A 14297-nucleotide genomic window follows, 5' to 3' on the forward strand; every position below is an offset into this window, starting at 1 on the left:
GGCTGGCCGCGCTCGACCGTCTCGACGGGAACGCGGCCCAGCTCAGGAAAGAATCAGATGACGCCGGCTTCGACCTTGAGCTTCTGCACGAGTTCGGCCGCCGACCCGACCTTGACGCCCGCGGAACGTCCCGGCGGCTCGGAGGTCTTGAGCACCTTGAGCCGCGGGGTCACGTCGACGCCGAGACCCTCGGGGCTCAGCTCCTCGAGCGGCTTCTTCTTCGCCTTCATGATGTTCGGCAGGGAGGCGTAGCGCGGCTCGTTGAGGCGCAGATCGGTTGTGACGATCGCCGGCAGCTTCAGGCTCAGGGTCTGGAGCCCGCCATCGACCTCGCGGGTCACGTCGATGCTGCCGTCGCCCGGCTCGATCTTGTACGCGAAGGTGCCCTGCGGCCAGCCGAGCAACGCGCCCAGCATCTGGCCGGTCTGGTTGGAATCGTCGTCGATCGCCTGCTTGCCCAGGATCACGAGCTGGGGCGTTTCCTTCTCGACCACGGCCTTCAGGAGCTTGGCCACGGCCAGGGGCTCGCAAGTCACGTCGGTCTTGACGAGGATCGCCCGGTCGGCGCCCATGGCGAGCGCGGTGCGCAGGGTTTCCTGCGCCTGCTGCGGGCCGATCGAGACGGCCACGATCTCGGTGACGGTGCCCTTCTCCTTCAAGCGGATCGCCTCCTCGACGGCGATCTCGTCGAAGGGGTTCATCGACATCTTGACGTTGGCGAGCTCGACCCCGGAGCCATCGGCTTTCACGCGGATCTTGACGTTGTAGTCTACCACCCGCTTGACGGGCACCAGCACCTTCATGGCGGTCTCGATCCTTCCCCGGGGATTCTTGTCGTCGGACCCGCCGGTCCCTCGCGCGTTCGGCGCTCAGGCTGGGCAGGCACGCAAAGCGGGCGGACCGTAACGGCCACATTTCCGCCTTGTCAACGCGGCGTCGTCGAGCGTCCCGGGAAAGGCTTCGTCGGGCTCACGCAGTCTTCATCGCCGCACTGGGCGATTCGGGTCAGCGATTGGCGCCCGGCACCCAGAGCACGTCGTCGGCCCCGTCGGCATTCGCGGTCCGGCTCGCCACGAACAGGAAGTCGGAGAGGCGGTTCAGGTACTGGATCGCCTCCGGCGAGACGATCTCGTCCTCCCGGTCGGCGAGGCTGACCGCCAGGCGCTCGGCGCGCCGGCAGACGGTCCGGGCGAGGTGGAGCGCCGCGGAGGCCGGGGACCCGCCGGGCAGGACGAAGGATTTCAGCGGCGGGATCGTCGCGTTCAGGGCGTCGATGTCGCGCTCCAGCCGCTCGACCTGGCTGGCGACGATGCGCAGCGGCTCGTAGGGCAGGGGCTCCGGGCTCGGCGGGGTGGCGAGGTCGGCGCCGAGATCGAACAGGTCGTTCTGGATCGCCCCGAGCATCCGGTCGAGGGCGCCCTCCGTATGCAGGCGGACCATGCCGATGCAGGCATTGGTCTCGTCGACCGTGCCGTAGGTGTCGACCCGCAGGTCGGCCTTCGACCGGCGCTGCCCATCCGCCAACGCGGTGGTGCCCTTGTCGCCGGTGCGTGTGTAGATCCGGTTGAGCTTGACCACGGGAGCTGCGCCTCGAAACGGCCGCCACGCCGGCGGGTCCGTGAACGGTAGGGCGTAGAGCCCTTCCGCTGGCGGCGCAATCGGTCGCGATCTTAGAACGTGTAACCGATCTTGCCGCCGAAATTGGTCAGGCCGCGGTTGTTCGCGCAGAGCCCGGCATTCGACATGTGCTCGACGGTCGCCATGACGCTCCAATGCTCGGTCAGGCGGTAGCCGAGTGCCGCCGCCTCGCGGAACATCGGCGAGCAGCCCAGGGTGTTGAAGCCGTAGGGCGTCTGCGCCTTGGGCCCGGTATAGCCGTTATGGGCGACGCCGCCGAAGAAGCCGTCGAGGAACACGCGCCGGCCGAAGGTCTCGGGGAACAGGTCGACGGTCCAGGTGGCGCCGAGATAGGCGTAGCTGGTCCGGCCGCCGGTGTTGTAGCTGCCGCCCACCGTCGGGCGCGGCACGAAGGCCTGCCAGAACGGATCGGCGCTGACCTGCGGCTTGGCGAACAGGATCTCGCCGTTGACGTTGGCCTTGCTGAAGCCCGGGAGCTTGCCCTCGGCGCTGCCGGGATCCTGCACGGAACCGCCGATGCGCACCTCCGAGACGATGCTGAGCGGCTGGGCCGGTGCCGCGTAGGCCACCGGCCGCAGAGGCGCATCGGCCGCGAAGGCCGGCAGGATCGCCGCACCGATGATGAGGCTGGCGGTGCAGAGACGGAAGGCGGCAATCATGGGGCTCGGCCGGTTAGGCAAGTCGGTCTGGCTCAACCGACCGTAGCACGGGCCTCGCTCCAGCCGCCGGCCAATTCATCCCGCTCCCCCGCAAAAGGTAAGCGGTGCGGCGGCACGGTCACACCGGCGCGTTCTCGCGCGCGATGGTTGCCGACTTATCGCCGCGGGGCACGACCCTCAGGCCGAGCGCCACCAGACGACGCCCATGATGATCAGGATCGCCACGAATTGCAGCAGCACCCGCAGGCGCATGAGCTTCTGGGAGAGGTTGGCGTTGCCGCCCCGCATCATGTTGGCGAGGCCGAACACCAGAACCACGGCGACCGCCGCGCAGGCGACGAGAACGAGCAGATTGGACGACATGGGAGGCGGGATCCGAACCCGGCGGGCGCCGGGAACCGGGGCGCCGCCGCTTGGCGAGACGAGTGGCGTTCAACGCGGGCTGCCGAGAGAAATCCGGGTCGGCGCCCGCGGGCGTTCGAGGGAGATAGGGCGCGACCTCAATTGCGCCGGAGCAGGCGCTCGAAATAGTCGAGTTCCTCCCGCGGCCGGGTGGGGTCGCCGAGCTTGCGCCGCAGCTCCTCCATGATGCGCCGCGCGCGCTGGACGGCGGATTCGTCCGCGGTCGGGACCCGGACGCGGCCGTCGCTCATGTCGCGGCCCTTGGTCGGACGGCCCAGCGGGTCGTCGTCGCGGGTGCCGGCCTGACCCTGCTGCCCCGGTTGCTGGCCGCCATCCTGCTGGCCTTCGCCCTGGCCCTCGGCCATCTCCTGCATCTGCTGCGCCATGCCCTCGGCGCCCTTCTTGAGCCCTTCCAGCGCGCGGCCCTGGGCATCGACCGCCTCGTCGGCATCGCCCTGTTTGAGCGCGTTCTCGGCCTCGCGCATGGCGTCCTCGGCGTCGGAGAGGCCCTGCTCGCCGCGCATGCCGTTCTCCTTCATGCGCTGTTCGAGATCCTCCAGGCGCTGGCGGAGCGCCTGCTGGCGGTCGCCGACATCGCCCTGCTGGCCTTGGCCCTGTTGGCCTTGGCCCTGTTGGCCCTGGCCGCGCTGCCCCTGTCCTTGCTGGCCTTGGCCCTGTTGACCTTGGCCCTGTTGTCCCTGACCTTGCTTGCCCTGGCCCTGCTGCGGACGGCCCTGCTGCCCGCGGTTGCCCTGCTGGCCCTGTTGCTGCTGGCCGCGATTGGACGGACGCTGGCTGCCGCGCGGCTCCTGCCCGTCCTTGTAGGTCTCGTCGCGCAGGCCCTGCTGTTCGCGCGTCATCGCGTCGAGGTCGCGCATCTGCTTCTGCATCTCGCGGCTGGCCTGATCGGATTTGCCGCCCTTCTCCGCGGTCTGCAGGTTCTCCAGGATATTGCGCAGCTGCTCCATCAGGCGCTGCGCCTCGGCGGTGTCGCCGCGCTTCATCGCCTCGGCCATGTCCTGAATCATCTGGTCGAGATCCTCGGGCGTGACCGTCTTCGATGACTGGTTGGTCTGGCCCTTCTCGCCCGGATCGCGCGGCTGGCTTTTCTGCTTCTCGGCCATCTGCGACAGGAACTTGTCCAGCGCCTGCTTGAGGTCCTGGGTCAACCGCTTGATCTCGTCGTCGGGCGCATTGCGCTCGATCGCCTCCTTCAACCGGTCCTGCGCCTGCCGCAGCTGCTTCTCGGCATCCGACAGGTCCCCGTCCTCGATCTTGAGCGCCATCTCCCAGAGAAGGTCGGCGACATCGATCAGGTCGGCATCGGTCTTGGCCTTGCGCAGGCGCTCCGTGGCGGTCCTGAGACCGAGGAACACCGGCGGCTGCGGCGTGAACATGTCGGGCGCGACGAGGAGCGCATCGAGGGCGCCCTGCACCCAGAGCCGGTCGGAATCGGGCGCCGTGACGAGGCGGCGGCGATCCTCCGCGAGCGCGCGTGCCAGGGGATCCCGGAACGGACGGGCCGGCAGCGTGATCTCGGTGTCCTTCGTGCGTCCCTCCTGGCCGGCCTCGTCCTTGACGACGATCTGGTAGCGCACCCGCGCACCCGACCACGGGCTGTCGGTCAGATCGACCAGGGTCTTGGTGTCGGTCTCGCCGGAGGCGTCGGCCGGCAGCGCCAGGTTGATCCGCGGGATCGGCGCCAGCGAGCGCCCGGCTTTCAGCGGCTCGATCACGCCCTCGGCGGAGCTGATGCCGTAATCGTCCTTGGCCCGATATGTGAGGTTGAAGGTGCCGCGGCCGTTCACCTCGGGACCGCCGACGGCCGTCACCTCGGGCGGCCGGTCCGGGATCGCCTCGACGGTCAGCTTCTGGCGACCGGCCGGCGTGACGATCACTAATTCGGCGCCGCCGACGATCCGGTAGCGCTCCTCGCGCAGGTCCGGCCGCTCCTCCTGCCCGGGGATCGGCGTGAGCCCGGCAACCGGCGTCAGGGTCGTGTTCGCTGCCGCTCTGCCCTGGCCGGCGATGCGCACGATCAGCTGCGCGTTGACCGGCGCCCGCAGGTGCTGGTCGCTGCCATCCATGGCGATCAGAAGCGGCGGCAGCCGCGTGTAGAGCGGCGGATCGATCCAGCCGTCCACCCGGAAGTTCGGCCCCGGCGCGACCGCTTCGTGCCAGTCGAACGCGGCTCCGATCCGCTCGCGCCATTCGGGGCCGGCCACGAACAGGCTCGCGACCGCGGCGACGACGATCCCGGCGCGCAGGGCGTAGGGGTCGCGCCGGGTCATGCCGGGGCGCGGCAGCCCGACCTTGAGGGCCGCCACCGCGTGGGCGGCCCGGCGCTGGTGCAGCGCCCAGAGGGTCCGGCTGCCCGGATCCGCGGCGCCGACCGCCAGCGAATCCTGCGCCGCCGAAGCCGGCCCGTGACGGAGCGCCGGATCGCGCGCGGCCGCCTCCCGGTCGAGCCGGGCCAGGGCGACCCGGCGGTCCGGTCGGGCGAGATGGATGAGGGGCAGGAGCGCGACGACCAGCAGGATCGCCAGGACGGCCAACCCGATCTGGCGCCAGAGCGGGGCGAGATCGAGCCACAGCCCGGCCCAGGACAACGCGAGGAACAGCAGCAGGACGCCGAGACCGCGCCAGAGCACCGGCCAGGCCTGTTCCCACAGGGATGCCGCCCTTGCCTGGGCCACGAGCCGGTCCAGCCGCGCGGCGGCCGCCTGTCCCGTGTCGGTGCCGGTCGCGCCGGTGTCGTTGCCGAAGCCGTCCCTGTCGATCACGCCGACCGTTCCGCCTCATGCCAAAGGATAGGCCGCCGGCAACCGGGGGGATCCGGGCTCCGACGATCAGAGGCTAGCATGGTGGGCCGCGCCGGTCGGCGGGTCAAATCGGCGCGACCGGGGCCGCCAATCAGTTATGCGCCTGGATGAAGTTGCGCACCTGCGGGTAGATCTGCGTCTCCCAGCGCTTGCCGGCGAAGACGCCGTAATGGCCGACGCCGGCCTGGAGGTGGTGGGTCCGCATATACGGCGCGAGCCCGGTGCAGAGGTCGTGGGCCGCCATGGTCTGGCCGGGGGCGCAGATGTCGTCGCGCTCGCCCTCGACGGTCATCAGCGCCGTGCGGCGGATCGCTCCGAGGTCGATCGGCGCGCCGCGGTAGCGGAGCTCGTTCTTGGCGAGGGTGTAGTCCTGGAACACCGTCTTGACCGTTTCCAGGTAGAACTCGGCCGCGAGATCGAGGACGGCGAAATACTCGTCGTAGAACGTCTCGATCGCCTCTGCCTTGGAGTCCTCGCCGTTGGCCATGTGCCAGAACAGGTCGGTATGGCCCTGGACGTGGCGCTTCGTGTTCATGGACATGAACGCCGAGACCTGCACGAAGCCCGGATAGACCCGGCGGCCGGCGCCCTTGTGCCGGGCCGGGACCGTGGCGATCAGGTTCTTCTCGAACCATTCGATCGGCTTCGAGGTCGCGAGCTCGTTCACGCCGGTCGGGTTGATCCGGCAATCCACCGGCCCGGCCATCAGGGTCATGCTGCGCGGCGCCGCCGCATCCTTCGCCTGTGCCATGACGGCAGCGGCGACCAGCGCCTGCACGGCCGGCTGGCAGACGGCGACCACGTGCGAGCCCTCGCCCATGGTCTGGAGGAACTGGACCAGGTGGGCGACGTACTCGTCGAAGCCGAACCGGCCCGCCGAGACCGGGATGTCCCGGGCGTTGTGCCAGTCGGTGATGTAGACGTCGTGGTCGGGCAGCATCGTGCGCACGGTGGCGCGCAGCAGCGTGGCGAAATGGCCCGACAGCGGCGCGACCATCAGCACCTTGGGCTGCTCGGTGTGGATGTCCTTCTTGAAGTGGAGCAGGGTGCCGAACGGCGTGACTTCGACGGCCTCCTCGCGGACCGGCACGCTTCGGTTGCCGACGTCGACCGCTTCGATCCCGTAGGCGGGCCGCGCGAAGGTCAGTCCGGCGCGCATCATCATGCGGGCATTGGCCGACATCCACCGGGCGGGCTCGCTCCAGCGGATCCAGGGCGACCAGGCGTCGTTCAGCATCCGACCCCAGGCCCGGGTCTGGGCGGCGAGGTCGGTCTGGAGGTCGAACGCATCGTACAGCATCGGGCGGGCACTCGCGGGCGCCCGGCCCGACACGCGGGCGATCGGGACGGCAAACTCGGGCGGATGCCGGGATGGGGACTGCATCAGCATGGCCGGAGAGCATCTGCCCGCCGCCCGGAGGCCGCAACTGTCCAAAGGTTGCAAGCCGATCGGAAAGCGAAGGCCGTGGCTTTGATGCACCAATTCTAAATTGGCGCCCCGCGCGCGGCGAGGCCGGCGCGCGGGGGCTGGTTTCGGAAGTGAGCTGGCTCAGATCGTCTGGTTGTAAGCGCCGACCTCGGTATTCTCGCGCAGGACCGCGTCGACCGCCTTGAACATCGCGTGCAGGCGCGCCTCCGAGGCCGGGCTCTCGATCACCACGACCAGCTCGGGCTTGTTGGACGAGGCACGCACCAGGCCCCAGGTCCCGTCTTCGGTGGTGATGCGTACGCCGTTCACGGTGACGAGATCGACGATCTTCGAACCGGCGATCCGCTCGCCCGCGGCCTTCATGGCCTTGAACCGCTCGGTCACGGTCTCGACCACGCCGTACTTCACGTCGTCGGCGCAATGGGGCGACATGGTCGGCGAGCCCCAGGTCTTCGGCAGGGCGCGGTAGAGGTCGGCCATGGACCGGCCGGGGTTGCGGTCCAGCATCTCCAGCACCGCGATGGCGGTGAGCAGGCCGTCATCGTAGCCGCGCCCGATCGGCTCGTTGAAGAAGAAGTGCCCGGACTTCTCGAAGCCCGCCAGCGCGCCGAGCTCGTTCACCCGCCGCTTGATGTAGCTGTGGCCGGTCTTCCAGTAATCGGTCTTGATCGCCTGGGCCTGCAGCTCGGGGTCGGTGTGGTAGAGCCCGGTGGACTTCACATCGACCACGAAGGTGGAGCCCGGATGGAGCTTGCCGAGGTCGCGCGCCAGCATCACGCCGATCTTGTCGGCGAAGATCTCCTCGCCCTCGTTGTCCACCACGCCGCAGCGGTCGCCGTCGCCGTCGAAGCCCAGGCCGACATCGGCGCCGTGCTCCTTCACCGCGTGCGCGATGGCGTGGAGCATCTCCATGTCTTCCGGGTTCGGATTGTAGCGCGGGAAGGTGTAATCGGGGTCGACGTCCAGCGGCACGACCTCGACGCCGAGCGCCTCCAGCAGGCGCGGCGCGAAGGCGCCGGCCGTGCCGTTGCCGCAGGCGGCCACGACCTTCAGCTTGCGGGTCAGCGGCTTTGCCCGGGACTTCAGGTCCTTCAGGTAGGTCTCGGCGAACCCCTCGACGAACTCGTAGGCGCCGCCGTCGCGGTACTGGTAGGTCCCGCCGAGCACAATCTCCTTGAGCCGGGTCATCTCCTCGGGCCCGAAGGTCATCGGGCGGTTGGCGCCCATCTTCACGCCGGTCCAGCCGTTGTCGTTGTGCGAGGCCGTGACCATGGCCACGCACGGGCAGTCCAGGGCGAACTGGCCGAAATACGCCATCGGCGACAGCGCCAGGCCGATATCCTTCACCCGCAGCCCCGCCGCCTGCATGCCGGCGATCAGCGCCAGCTTGATCGAGGAGGAGTAGCTGCGGAAATCGTGGCCCGTGACGATGTCGGGGCGCACGCCCATCTCGTGCACGAGCGTGCCGATGCCGAGGCCGAGCGCCTGGACGCCCATCAGGTTGATGTCCTGCGGGAACAGCCAGCGCGCATCGTATTCGCGGAAGCCCGTCGGCTTGACCAGCGGCAGCTGCTCGAACGCGAAGGTGTTCGGCACCAGGTCCGCTTCAGGCTTGGGAAACATCGCGTCTTGCTCCGCTACGACCTCAGATCTACCCTGGCCCTAGCGAAACATCCGTCCCGGGGGAAGCTCTGCCCGCCTCACGAGGCGCGGCGCAGCGACGGGACCGGCGTGGCCTCGGTCCGGCGAGGCTCGCAGGCGATCTTGAGGTAGCGGTCGCCGCCGCCGGGCAGGCCCGCCTGGGCCGCCAGAATCTGGGCGTGCATCAGGCACTCCATCGGCGAGTGCGCGGGCGAGACGATGATGTCGAGGGCGGTGTCGCGGGAGCAATCCTGCGCCAGCAGGGTGCCGGCACAGACCAGGGCAACGGACAGCAAGTCGGACATGACGGACCTCGGCTTCGATGGATCGAAAGGTCCGCGGGGTGCTCTGGCGTCCGAGCCGCCGCGTTGTCGTTGCCTGGGTGTTTCCTCGCCTGTTCCGAAGTCCAAGTGCATGCGGCGTGCCAGCCGCGGCGGATAGCACAGAAGAAAGTGATTTCGCCGGGCTCAGTCCCGGGTCGGAAGCCATTGCGTCTCCGGCTCGATCGCCGGGAGGAGAGCCGCGACATCGTCCAGGTCGACGACGTAGTGATCCGTCAGCGCGCGCCACATCTCCGCCGAGGACCGGACCTGCGGCCTCAGGCCGTCGAGCGCCTGCGCGAGCAGCGCCGCGCTCACGAGCTTCGGGCGTGCCACGAGCGGATCAGCGTTGAGCATCGGTTTCGACCCCGTTTCGGTGCCGGTACACTCCCGCCGGTTTGGTTAATGTCCGGTTACGAACCGCGGCGAAACCTTGCCATATTCTTGAGCCGGCCAAACAAAGCCTTCGGCGGATAGATGTGACGCTGCAGCGGAAGTCCTCGACAGCGGTGGTTGCCATGAACCCTTATCTTGGTGCTATTCGCCACGATAAAGTCCGGTCATCGCGAGTCATGCCGGGCGCCGATCCGTCCGGTTCACAAGCCCGACCCCATCCCTTATCAGGCGGGGGAGATCGAGACGGTCCCGGCGGAAGAGGGATGCGCCGCCCCTTCGCGCGATCATCCGCGCTGCGGCGCGGGCCCGGCCGACCGGTATCGCTCTCCGCCTAACGTGCGAGCGGAACATCATGGACGCGACACCTGAAGCGATCGGGGCGACGCAGGGGCCGACCACCCGGTTCGTGCTGGCCTCCGGCTCGCCCCGCCGCCTGGCGCTGCTGCAGCAGATCGGCATCGAGCCGGATTCGCTTCTGCCGGCCGATATCGACGAGACGCCGCGCAAGGCCGAGCCGCCGCGGGAGCTGGCCCGTCGCCTTGCGCGCACCAAGCTCGCCGCCGCCGAGGCCGCACTTCACCATCAGGACCAGAAGATCCCGACCTGGCTGCTGGCGGCCGACACGGTAGTGGCGGTCGGGCGGCGGGTCCTGCCCAAGGCCGAGGGGCCGGACGAGGCGGCCGATTGCCTGCGCCTGCTGTCGGGGCGTCCGCACCGGGTGTTCACCGCGATCTGCCTGCTGTCGCCGAACGGCCGCCGGGAGCGGATCGTCGAGACCCGCGTGCGCTTCAAGCGCCTCTCCGGCCGCGACATCCAGGGTTACCTCGCCTCGGGCGAATGGCGCGGCAAGGCCGGCGGCTACGCGATCCAGGGCCTGGCCGGCGCCTTCGTGGTGAAGCTCGTCGGCTCGTACAGCGCGGTGGTCGGCCTGCCGCTCTACGAGACCATGAGCCTGCTCGACGGCGAGGGCTACCCCGTCCGTGCGGGCTGGGGCAGCCTGGCGTGAGCGACGCGCCCGTGAGCCGCGAGCGCCGCCCCGCCTGTCCGATCTGCCGGAAGCCGTCAACGGACGAGTTCCGGCCCTTCTGCTCGCAGCGATGCGCCGATGTCGACCTCGGCCGCTGGCTGAACGAGCGCTACGCGATCCCGGAGGAACTCGATCCCGATGCGCCGCCTCCGGAACCGGATCCGGAGCGCTAAAAATTTTCCGCTGCCGGCGTCATGCCGATGTCACGGCAAGGCTGGACAGGCCGCAAACTCCCTACTATACCCCGCGGCGTCCGAGGCCCACGGCGGCGCGGACGTCGCCCAGGTAGCTCAGTTGGTAGAGCATGCGACTGAAAATCGCAGTGTCGGTGGTTCGATTCCGCCCCTGGGCACCATCATCCCGCTAAGCGGTCGATGGTGCTGAACTGAAAATCCGCGACCTTGGTGGAACGATCAGAACGGCGTAGCCGATGTGCTGCGTTTGGGCTGTCCCAACACGTCTTTCGATAAGCAATCGATCGAGAGGCACGTTACGCGCTCAACCCAGGCTTCGATGGCATCGGCGCGGGCCTTTCATGCGTCCCAGCGCCACTGATGCGTCCTCCTGCCTGTCACGGATTGAACGGCAGGCGACGGGTGTCGGCGATGGGGCGCCCATTGCGGCGAAACGGTCCGACCTAATCGATTATCCAAGCTGAGATCCGGCGCCAGCGGTCGCCCGACGCAAATCCGACTCACGGATGCCGACAAATTTTTTGGTATACCAACCGAGTGGCATCCCAGGACAAGCTTCGTTACCCTGCCAAGGACATGGCCGGAGCCGGCATGCGGACAGCCTGAACCCGTACGCCATACGGGCGCGCAGCCGATAAAACGAAGACGACTTGTGGGAGCCGAAACATGCCGCGCAACATCCTGATCCTGGGAGCCTCGTACGGCTCCCTGCTGGCGACGAAGCTCCTGATGGCCGGTCACAACGTGACCCTGGTCTGCCGCCGCAAGACCGCCGATCTGATCAACCAGGAGGGGACGGAGGTCCGCATCAAGCTGCGGGACGAGCCGAACCACCGCTCGATCCTGTCACGCGACCTGCCCGGCACCCTGGACGCCGCGCCGCCCGAGGATATCGACCCGTCGCGCTACGATCTGGTCGGCCTCGCCATGCAGGAGCCGCAGTACAACAACCACACGATCCGGGTGCTGATGATCAAGATCGCGGCGGCGAAGCTGCCGTGCCTGTCGATCATGAACATGCCGCCGCTGCCCTATCTCAAGCGGATCCCGGCGCTGGCGGCGATGGATCTCGAGGACGCCTACACCAATGCCGGCGTCTGGGACCGGTTCGAGCCCGGCCTGGTCTCGCTCTGCTCGCCCGATCCGCAGGCCTTCCGGCCGCCGGAGGAGGGCGCGAACGTGCTCCATGTCGGCCTCCCGACGAACTTCAAGGCCGCGACCTTCGCGGACGAGGCGCATAACCGCCTGCTGCGCGAGCTGGAGGCCGATATCGACGCCGTCCGCCTCGACGGCCAGGACGTGCCTGTGAAGCTCAAGGTGTTCGACTCGCTGTTCGTCCCGCTCGCGAAATGGTCGATGCTGCTCACCGGCAATTATCGCTGCATCACCCCGCAGGAGCCGCAATCGATCCGCGACGCGGTGCACGGCGATCTGGCCAAGTCGCGGGCCATCTACGAGCATGTGGACGGCATCGCCCGGCGTCTGGGCGCGGACCCGCAGGATCAAGTGCCGTTCGAGAAATACGCCAAGGCCGCAGAAAGCCTGCTCAAGCCCTCCTCGGCTGCGCGCGCCGTAGCGAACGGCACCCCATTCATCGAGCGCGTCGACCTCCTGGTGAAGCTGATCTCGCATCAACTCGGCACGCCGGATGCCGAGATCGACCGCACGGTGCAGATCGTCGATCGCAAGCTCGACGAGCGGGTGATCGAGGGCTGATCGCGCCTGGCGCGGATCGGCGGCCCGGCGCGGCCCCGATCCCGCTGGGCCCCGATCGTTTGCCGGATACGGTTGTGGCCGGGCTCCGGCCCAGGTAGATGCGCCCGCTCGAATGCGGGAGGCGAGGCGCATGGATGGGCGATGACGTGGCCGCTCTTCTGCTGGCTCTGGCCACTGAGAATGCCGAGTTGCGCGCCCAGTTGGCCGCTGCCCAGGACATGCTGATGGAGACGGCGATCGATGCCGGTCATCTGCATGCCCGGATCGAGTCGGTTCAGGCCGAGCGCGACGCGTGGCGCGCGGAGGCCGAGCGGTTGGGCCGGCCAAATACCGGGACGGGCTGATCTCTGTGGGCGGCTCCGTACCCGGGCGCGGCCCGTCCGCGAAGCTCCGATGGGCAAGGCGACGTACGGGCCGGTATCGCACTGATCCGCCCAGACAAAATCGGTTACAAACACGCAAAAGTTGCGGACCTAGGAAGCACGAATCCTTGAAGTTGTGATATGAAGAACTGAACCAGGATCGATTCCGGTCCGGAACCAGACCTGCAATGCCTAAACCGAAGTCACCTGAATATCGAACTTTATCAGGGGCATTCCAGGGTGCCCTCGACGCGCTGGATGTCATCGGCAACTGGTCGTGGGATGCAGCCTCCGATTGCATCCAGGCCGACATGTTCGTCGCGCTTCTGTTCAACGTGGACCCGGAGGAGGCCGAGGCCGGCCTTCCGCTCGGAACCTTCGTGAACGGCATTCATCCGGATGACCGCGACCGCGTCCTCGCGCTGGTTCGCCGGGGCGGTCGGGACGGCGGTCTCTACGCGATCGAATATCGGGTCCGCTCCGCCGACGGCGTGACCCGCTGGGTGCTGGGTCGGGGCCGCTTCCTGTTCGATCACCGGGGGCGGCCGGTCAGCGGCAGCGGGATCATCGTGGATATCACCGACGTGCGGATGGGCGAGATGCAGGCCGGTCCCGCGGAGGTTGCGGACCTGCGCGCCGAGCCGCCGCTCGAACGCGCGGCCGACTTCGCCATGGCGGCGCATCGGGCGATCTGCGAGCTTCAGGATCCCGCGCTCAAGGCGCGCGCCGAAGCGCTGCTGCTCGATCTCGGGCGCAGGCTCGCCGAGCAGGAACGGCGCACCCGTCGCGCGCACATGAATTGATGGCGGCGGGCGTCGGGCGGCTCAGATCTCGTCCGGGTCGGTGAGGTGCAGGTAGGCCGGGTCGAACTCGGCCGCCGCCTTCAGGCCTTCCCAATCGTGGACGATCAGGCGCCGGCTGCGCAGCGTGATCAACCCGGCTTCCTTCAATTCGCGGATCGTGCGGTTGACGTGAACCGGCGTGATCCCGAGAGCGTCCGCCAGTTCCGGCTGGATCATCGGCATCTCGCAACTCCGATCCGGGGCGAGGCCGACGACGCCGAACCGCGTGACCAATTCGCAGAAGAGATGGGCCATGCGGGCATAGGCATCCCGGCGACCGGTGTTGAGCATCCACTCCCGCACCATGGCGGCGTCGATCAGCGTCGTGCGCCACAGGGCATCGCCCAATCGTGGAAATGCCCGCAGGAGCGCCCGCACGGCGTCGTGCTGGACGAAGCCGACCTTGCAGGGATTGATGGTGGCGATGCTGATGTCGAGCACCTTGAGGTGCAGGCTCTGGATGTCGGGTATGTCTCCGGCGACGTGATACGCCATCACCTGACGCTTGCCGCCCTGCGTCGTCTTGTAGGTGCAGGCAATGCCCTCCAGCAGGGCGAAGCAGCGTGCCGGGCGATCCCCCTCGCGCACGATGTCCTGGTAGGGCTCGAACTGAGACACCTGCATCGGCAGGGCATGCAGCGCGGCCCGCTCGTCTTCCGTCAGCGTGAAAAGGGCGATGCTCTCGATCTTGCGAACGAACGGGTGCTTGCCGGTGTGTTGAGAAGGTCCCGTCATCGCTCCCCCGCCTGCCGGCGAGTGCACGCGATCCCGCCGCCATCAGCTCTCAGGGTCGAGAGCTGTTGCAGGCCCGGCATAGCAGCAACCCTGCGCCCGAGCCACAGCGCAACA

The 14297-nt window shown here is 68.4% G+C and carries 15 protein-coding genes and 1 tRNA gene; 6 read left to right on the forward strand and 10 right to left on the reverse strand.

Annotation, left to right across the window (positions count from 1 at the left end; translation table 11 throughout):
* Nucleotides 1–53 precede the first annotated feature (53 nt).
* The 9 genes from BMZ47_RS22465 to BMZ47_RS22505 form a co-directional block, all read right to left on the reverse strand.
* A complete protein-coding gene (locus BMZ47_RS22465) occupies nucleotides 54–803 on the reverse strand; it encodes an electron transfer flavoprotein subunit beta/FixA family protein (protein ID WP_091864277.1) in 750 nt (249 codons plus the stop codon).
* 202 nt (nucleotides 804–1005) lie between these two features.
* Nucleotides 1006–1578 (reverse strand): cob(I)yrinic acid a,c-diamide adenosyltransferase, encoded by a 573-nt coding sequence (locus tag BMZ47_RS22470; protein WP_007568726.1) that lies wholly within the window; start codon nucleotides 1576–1578, stop codon nucleotides 1006–1008.
* A 92-nt stretch (nucleotides 1579–1670) separates the two neighbouring features.
* A complete protein-coding gene (locus BMZ47_RS22475) occupies nucleotides 1671–2297 on the reverse strand; it encodes an acyloxyacyl hydrolase (RefSeq protein WP_007568728.1) in 627 nt (208 codons plus the stop codon).
* Nucleotides 2298–2474: 177 nt separating this feature from the next.
* On the reverse strand, nucleotides 2475–2660 hold the full coding sequence (locus BMZ47_RS22480; RefSeq protein ID WP_007568730.1) for a twin transmembrane helix small protein: 186 nt from the start codon (nucleotides 2658–2660) through the stop codon (nucleotides 2475–2477).
* A 137-nt stretch (nucleotides 2661–2797) separates the two neighbouring features.
* Nucleotides 2798–5482, reverse strand: a complete 2685-nt coding sequence (locus BMZ47_RS22485) for a TIGR02302 family protein (protein ID WP_091864278.1) — start codon at nucleotides 5480–5482, stop codon at nucleotides 2798–2800.
* 130 nt (nucleotides 5483–5612) lie between these two features.
* Nucleotides 5613–6821, reverse strand: coding sequence for a polyhydroxyalkanoate depolymerase (locus BMZ47_RS22490; RefSeq protein WP_091864317.1), 1209 nt, complete (start codon nucleotides 6819–6821; stop codon nucleotides 5613–5615).
* 249 nt (nucleotides 6822–7070) lie between these two features.
* Nucleotides 7071–8573 (reverse strand): phosphomannomutase/phosphoglucomutase, encoded by a 1503-nt coding sequence (locus BMZ47_RS22495; RefSeq protein WP_091864279.1) that lies wholly within the window; start codon nucleotides 8571–8573, stop codon nucleotides 7071–7073.
* 77 nt (nucleotides 8574–8650) lie between these two features.
* Entirely contained in the window at nucleotides 8651–8896 is a 246-nt protein-coding gene (locus BMZ47_RS22500; RefSeq protein WP_091864280.1) for a hypothetical protein, read from the reverse strand.
* Nucleotides 8897–9058: 162 nt separating this feature from the next.
* Nucleotides 9059–9268 carry a hypothetical protein gene (locus BMZ47_RS22505; RefSeq protein ID WP_007568740.1) on the reverse strand — a complete coding sequence of 70 codons (210 nt, stop codon included), beginning with the start codon at nucleotides 9266–9268 and terminating at the stop codon, nucleotides 9059–9061.
* A gap of 391 nt (nucleotides 9269–9659) precedes the next feature.
* On the opposite strand from BMZ47_RS22505, the gene BMZ47_RS22510 reads away from it, so the two are divergent.
* The 6 genes from BMZ47_RS22510 to BMZ47_RS22535 all read left to right on the forward strand — a co-directional run bounded on the left by BMZ47_RS22510 (nucleotide 9660) and on the right by BMZ47_RS22535 (nucleotide 13409).
* The gene (locus BMZ47_RS22510; protein ID WP_007568742.1) at nucleotides 9660–10313 is read left to right on the forward strand and encodes a Maf-like protein; all 654 of its coding nucleotides are present in this window, start codon (nucleotides 9660–9662) and stop codon (nucleotides 10311–10313) included.
* Nucleotides 10314–10324: 11 nt separating this feature from the next.
* A complete protein-coding gene (locus BMZ47_RS22515) occupies nucleotides 10325–10507 on the forward strand; it encodes a DNA gyrase inhibitor YacG (RefSeq protein ID WP_091864318.1) in 183 nt (60 codons plus the stop codon).
* Nucleotides 10508–10613: 106 nt separating this feature from the next.
* A tRNA-Phe gene (locus BMZ47_RS22520) sits at nucleotides 10614–10689 on the forward strand.
* Nucleotides 10690–11194: 505 nt separating this feature from the next.
* On the forward strand, nucleotides 11195–12244 hold the full coding sequence (locus BMZ47_RS22525; RefSeq protein ID WP_007568746.1) for a ketopantoate reductase family protein: 1050 nt from the start codon (nucleotides 11195–11197) through the stop codon (nucleotides 12242–12244).
* A gap of 134 nt (nucleotides 12245–12378) precedes the next feature.
* Nucleotides 12379–12588: a hypothetical protein gene (locus BMZ47_RS22530; protein ID WP_091864281.1), complete on the forward strand. Its 210-nt coding sequence runs from the start codon at nucleotides 12379–12381 to the stop codon at nucleotides 12586–12588.
* A gap of 329 nt (nucleotides 12589–12917) precedes the next feature.
* Nucleotides 12918–13409, forward strand: a complete 492-nt coding sequence (locus BMZ47_RS22535; protein WP_342029074.1) for a PAS domain-containing protein — start codon at nucleotides 12918–12920, stop codon at nucleotides 13407–13409.
* A gap of 21 nt (nucleotides 13410–13430) precedes the next feature.
* On the opposite strand, the gene BMZ47_RS22540 is transcribed toward BMZ47_RS22535, so the two are convergent.
* Nucleotides 13431–14183, reverse strand: coding sequence for a Crp/Fnr family transcriptional regulator (locus BMZ47_RS22540; RefSeq protein WP_091864283.1), 753 nt, complete (start codon nucleotides 14181–14183; stop codon nucleotides 13431–13433).
* Between the last annotated feature and the right edge of the window lie 114 nt (nucleotides 14184–14297).

Origin of the sequence: Methylobacterium brachiatum (assembly GCF_900113845.1) — a bacterium.
Taxonomy (GTDB): domain Bacteria; phylum Pseudomonadota; class Alphaproteobacteria; order Rhizobiales; family Beijerinckiaceae; genus Methylobacterium; species Methylobacterium brachiatum.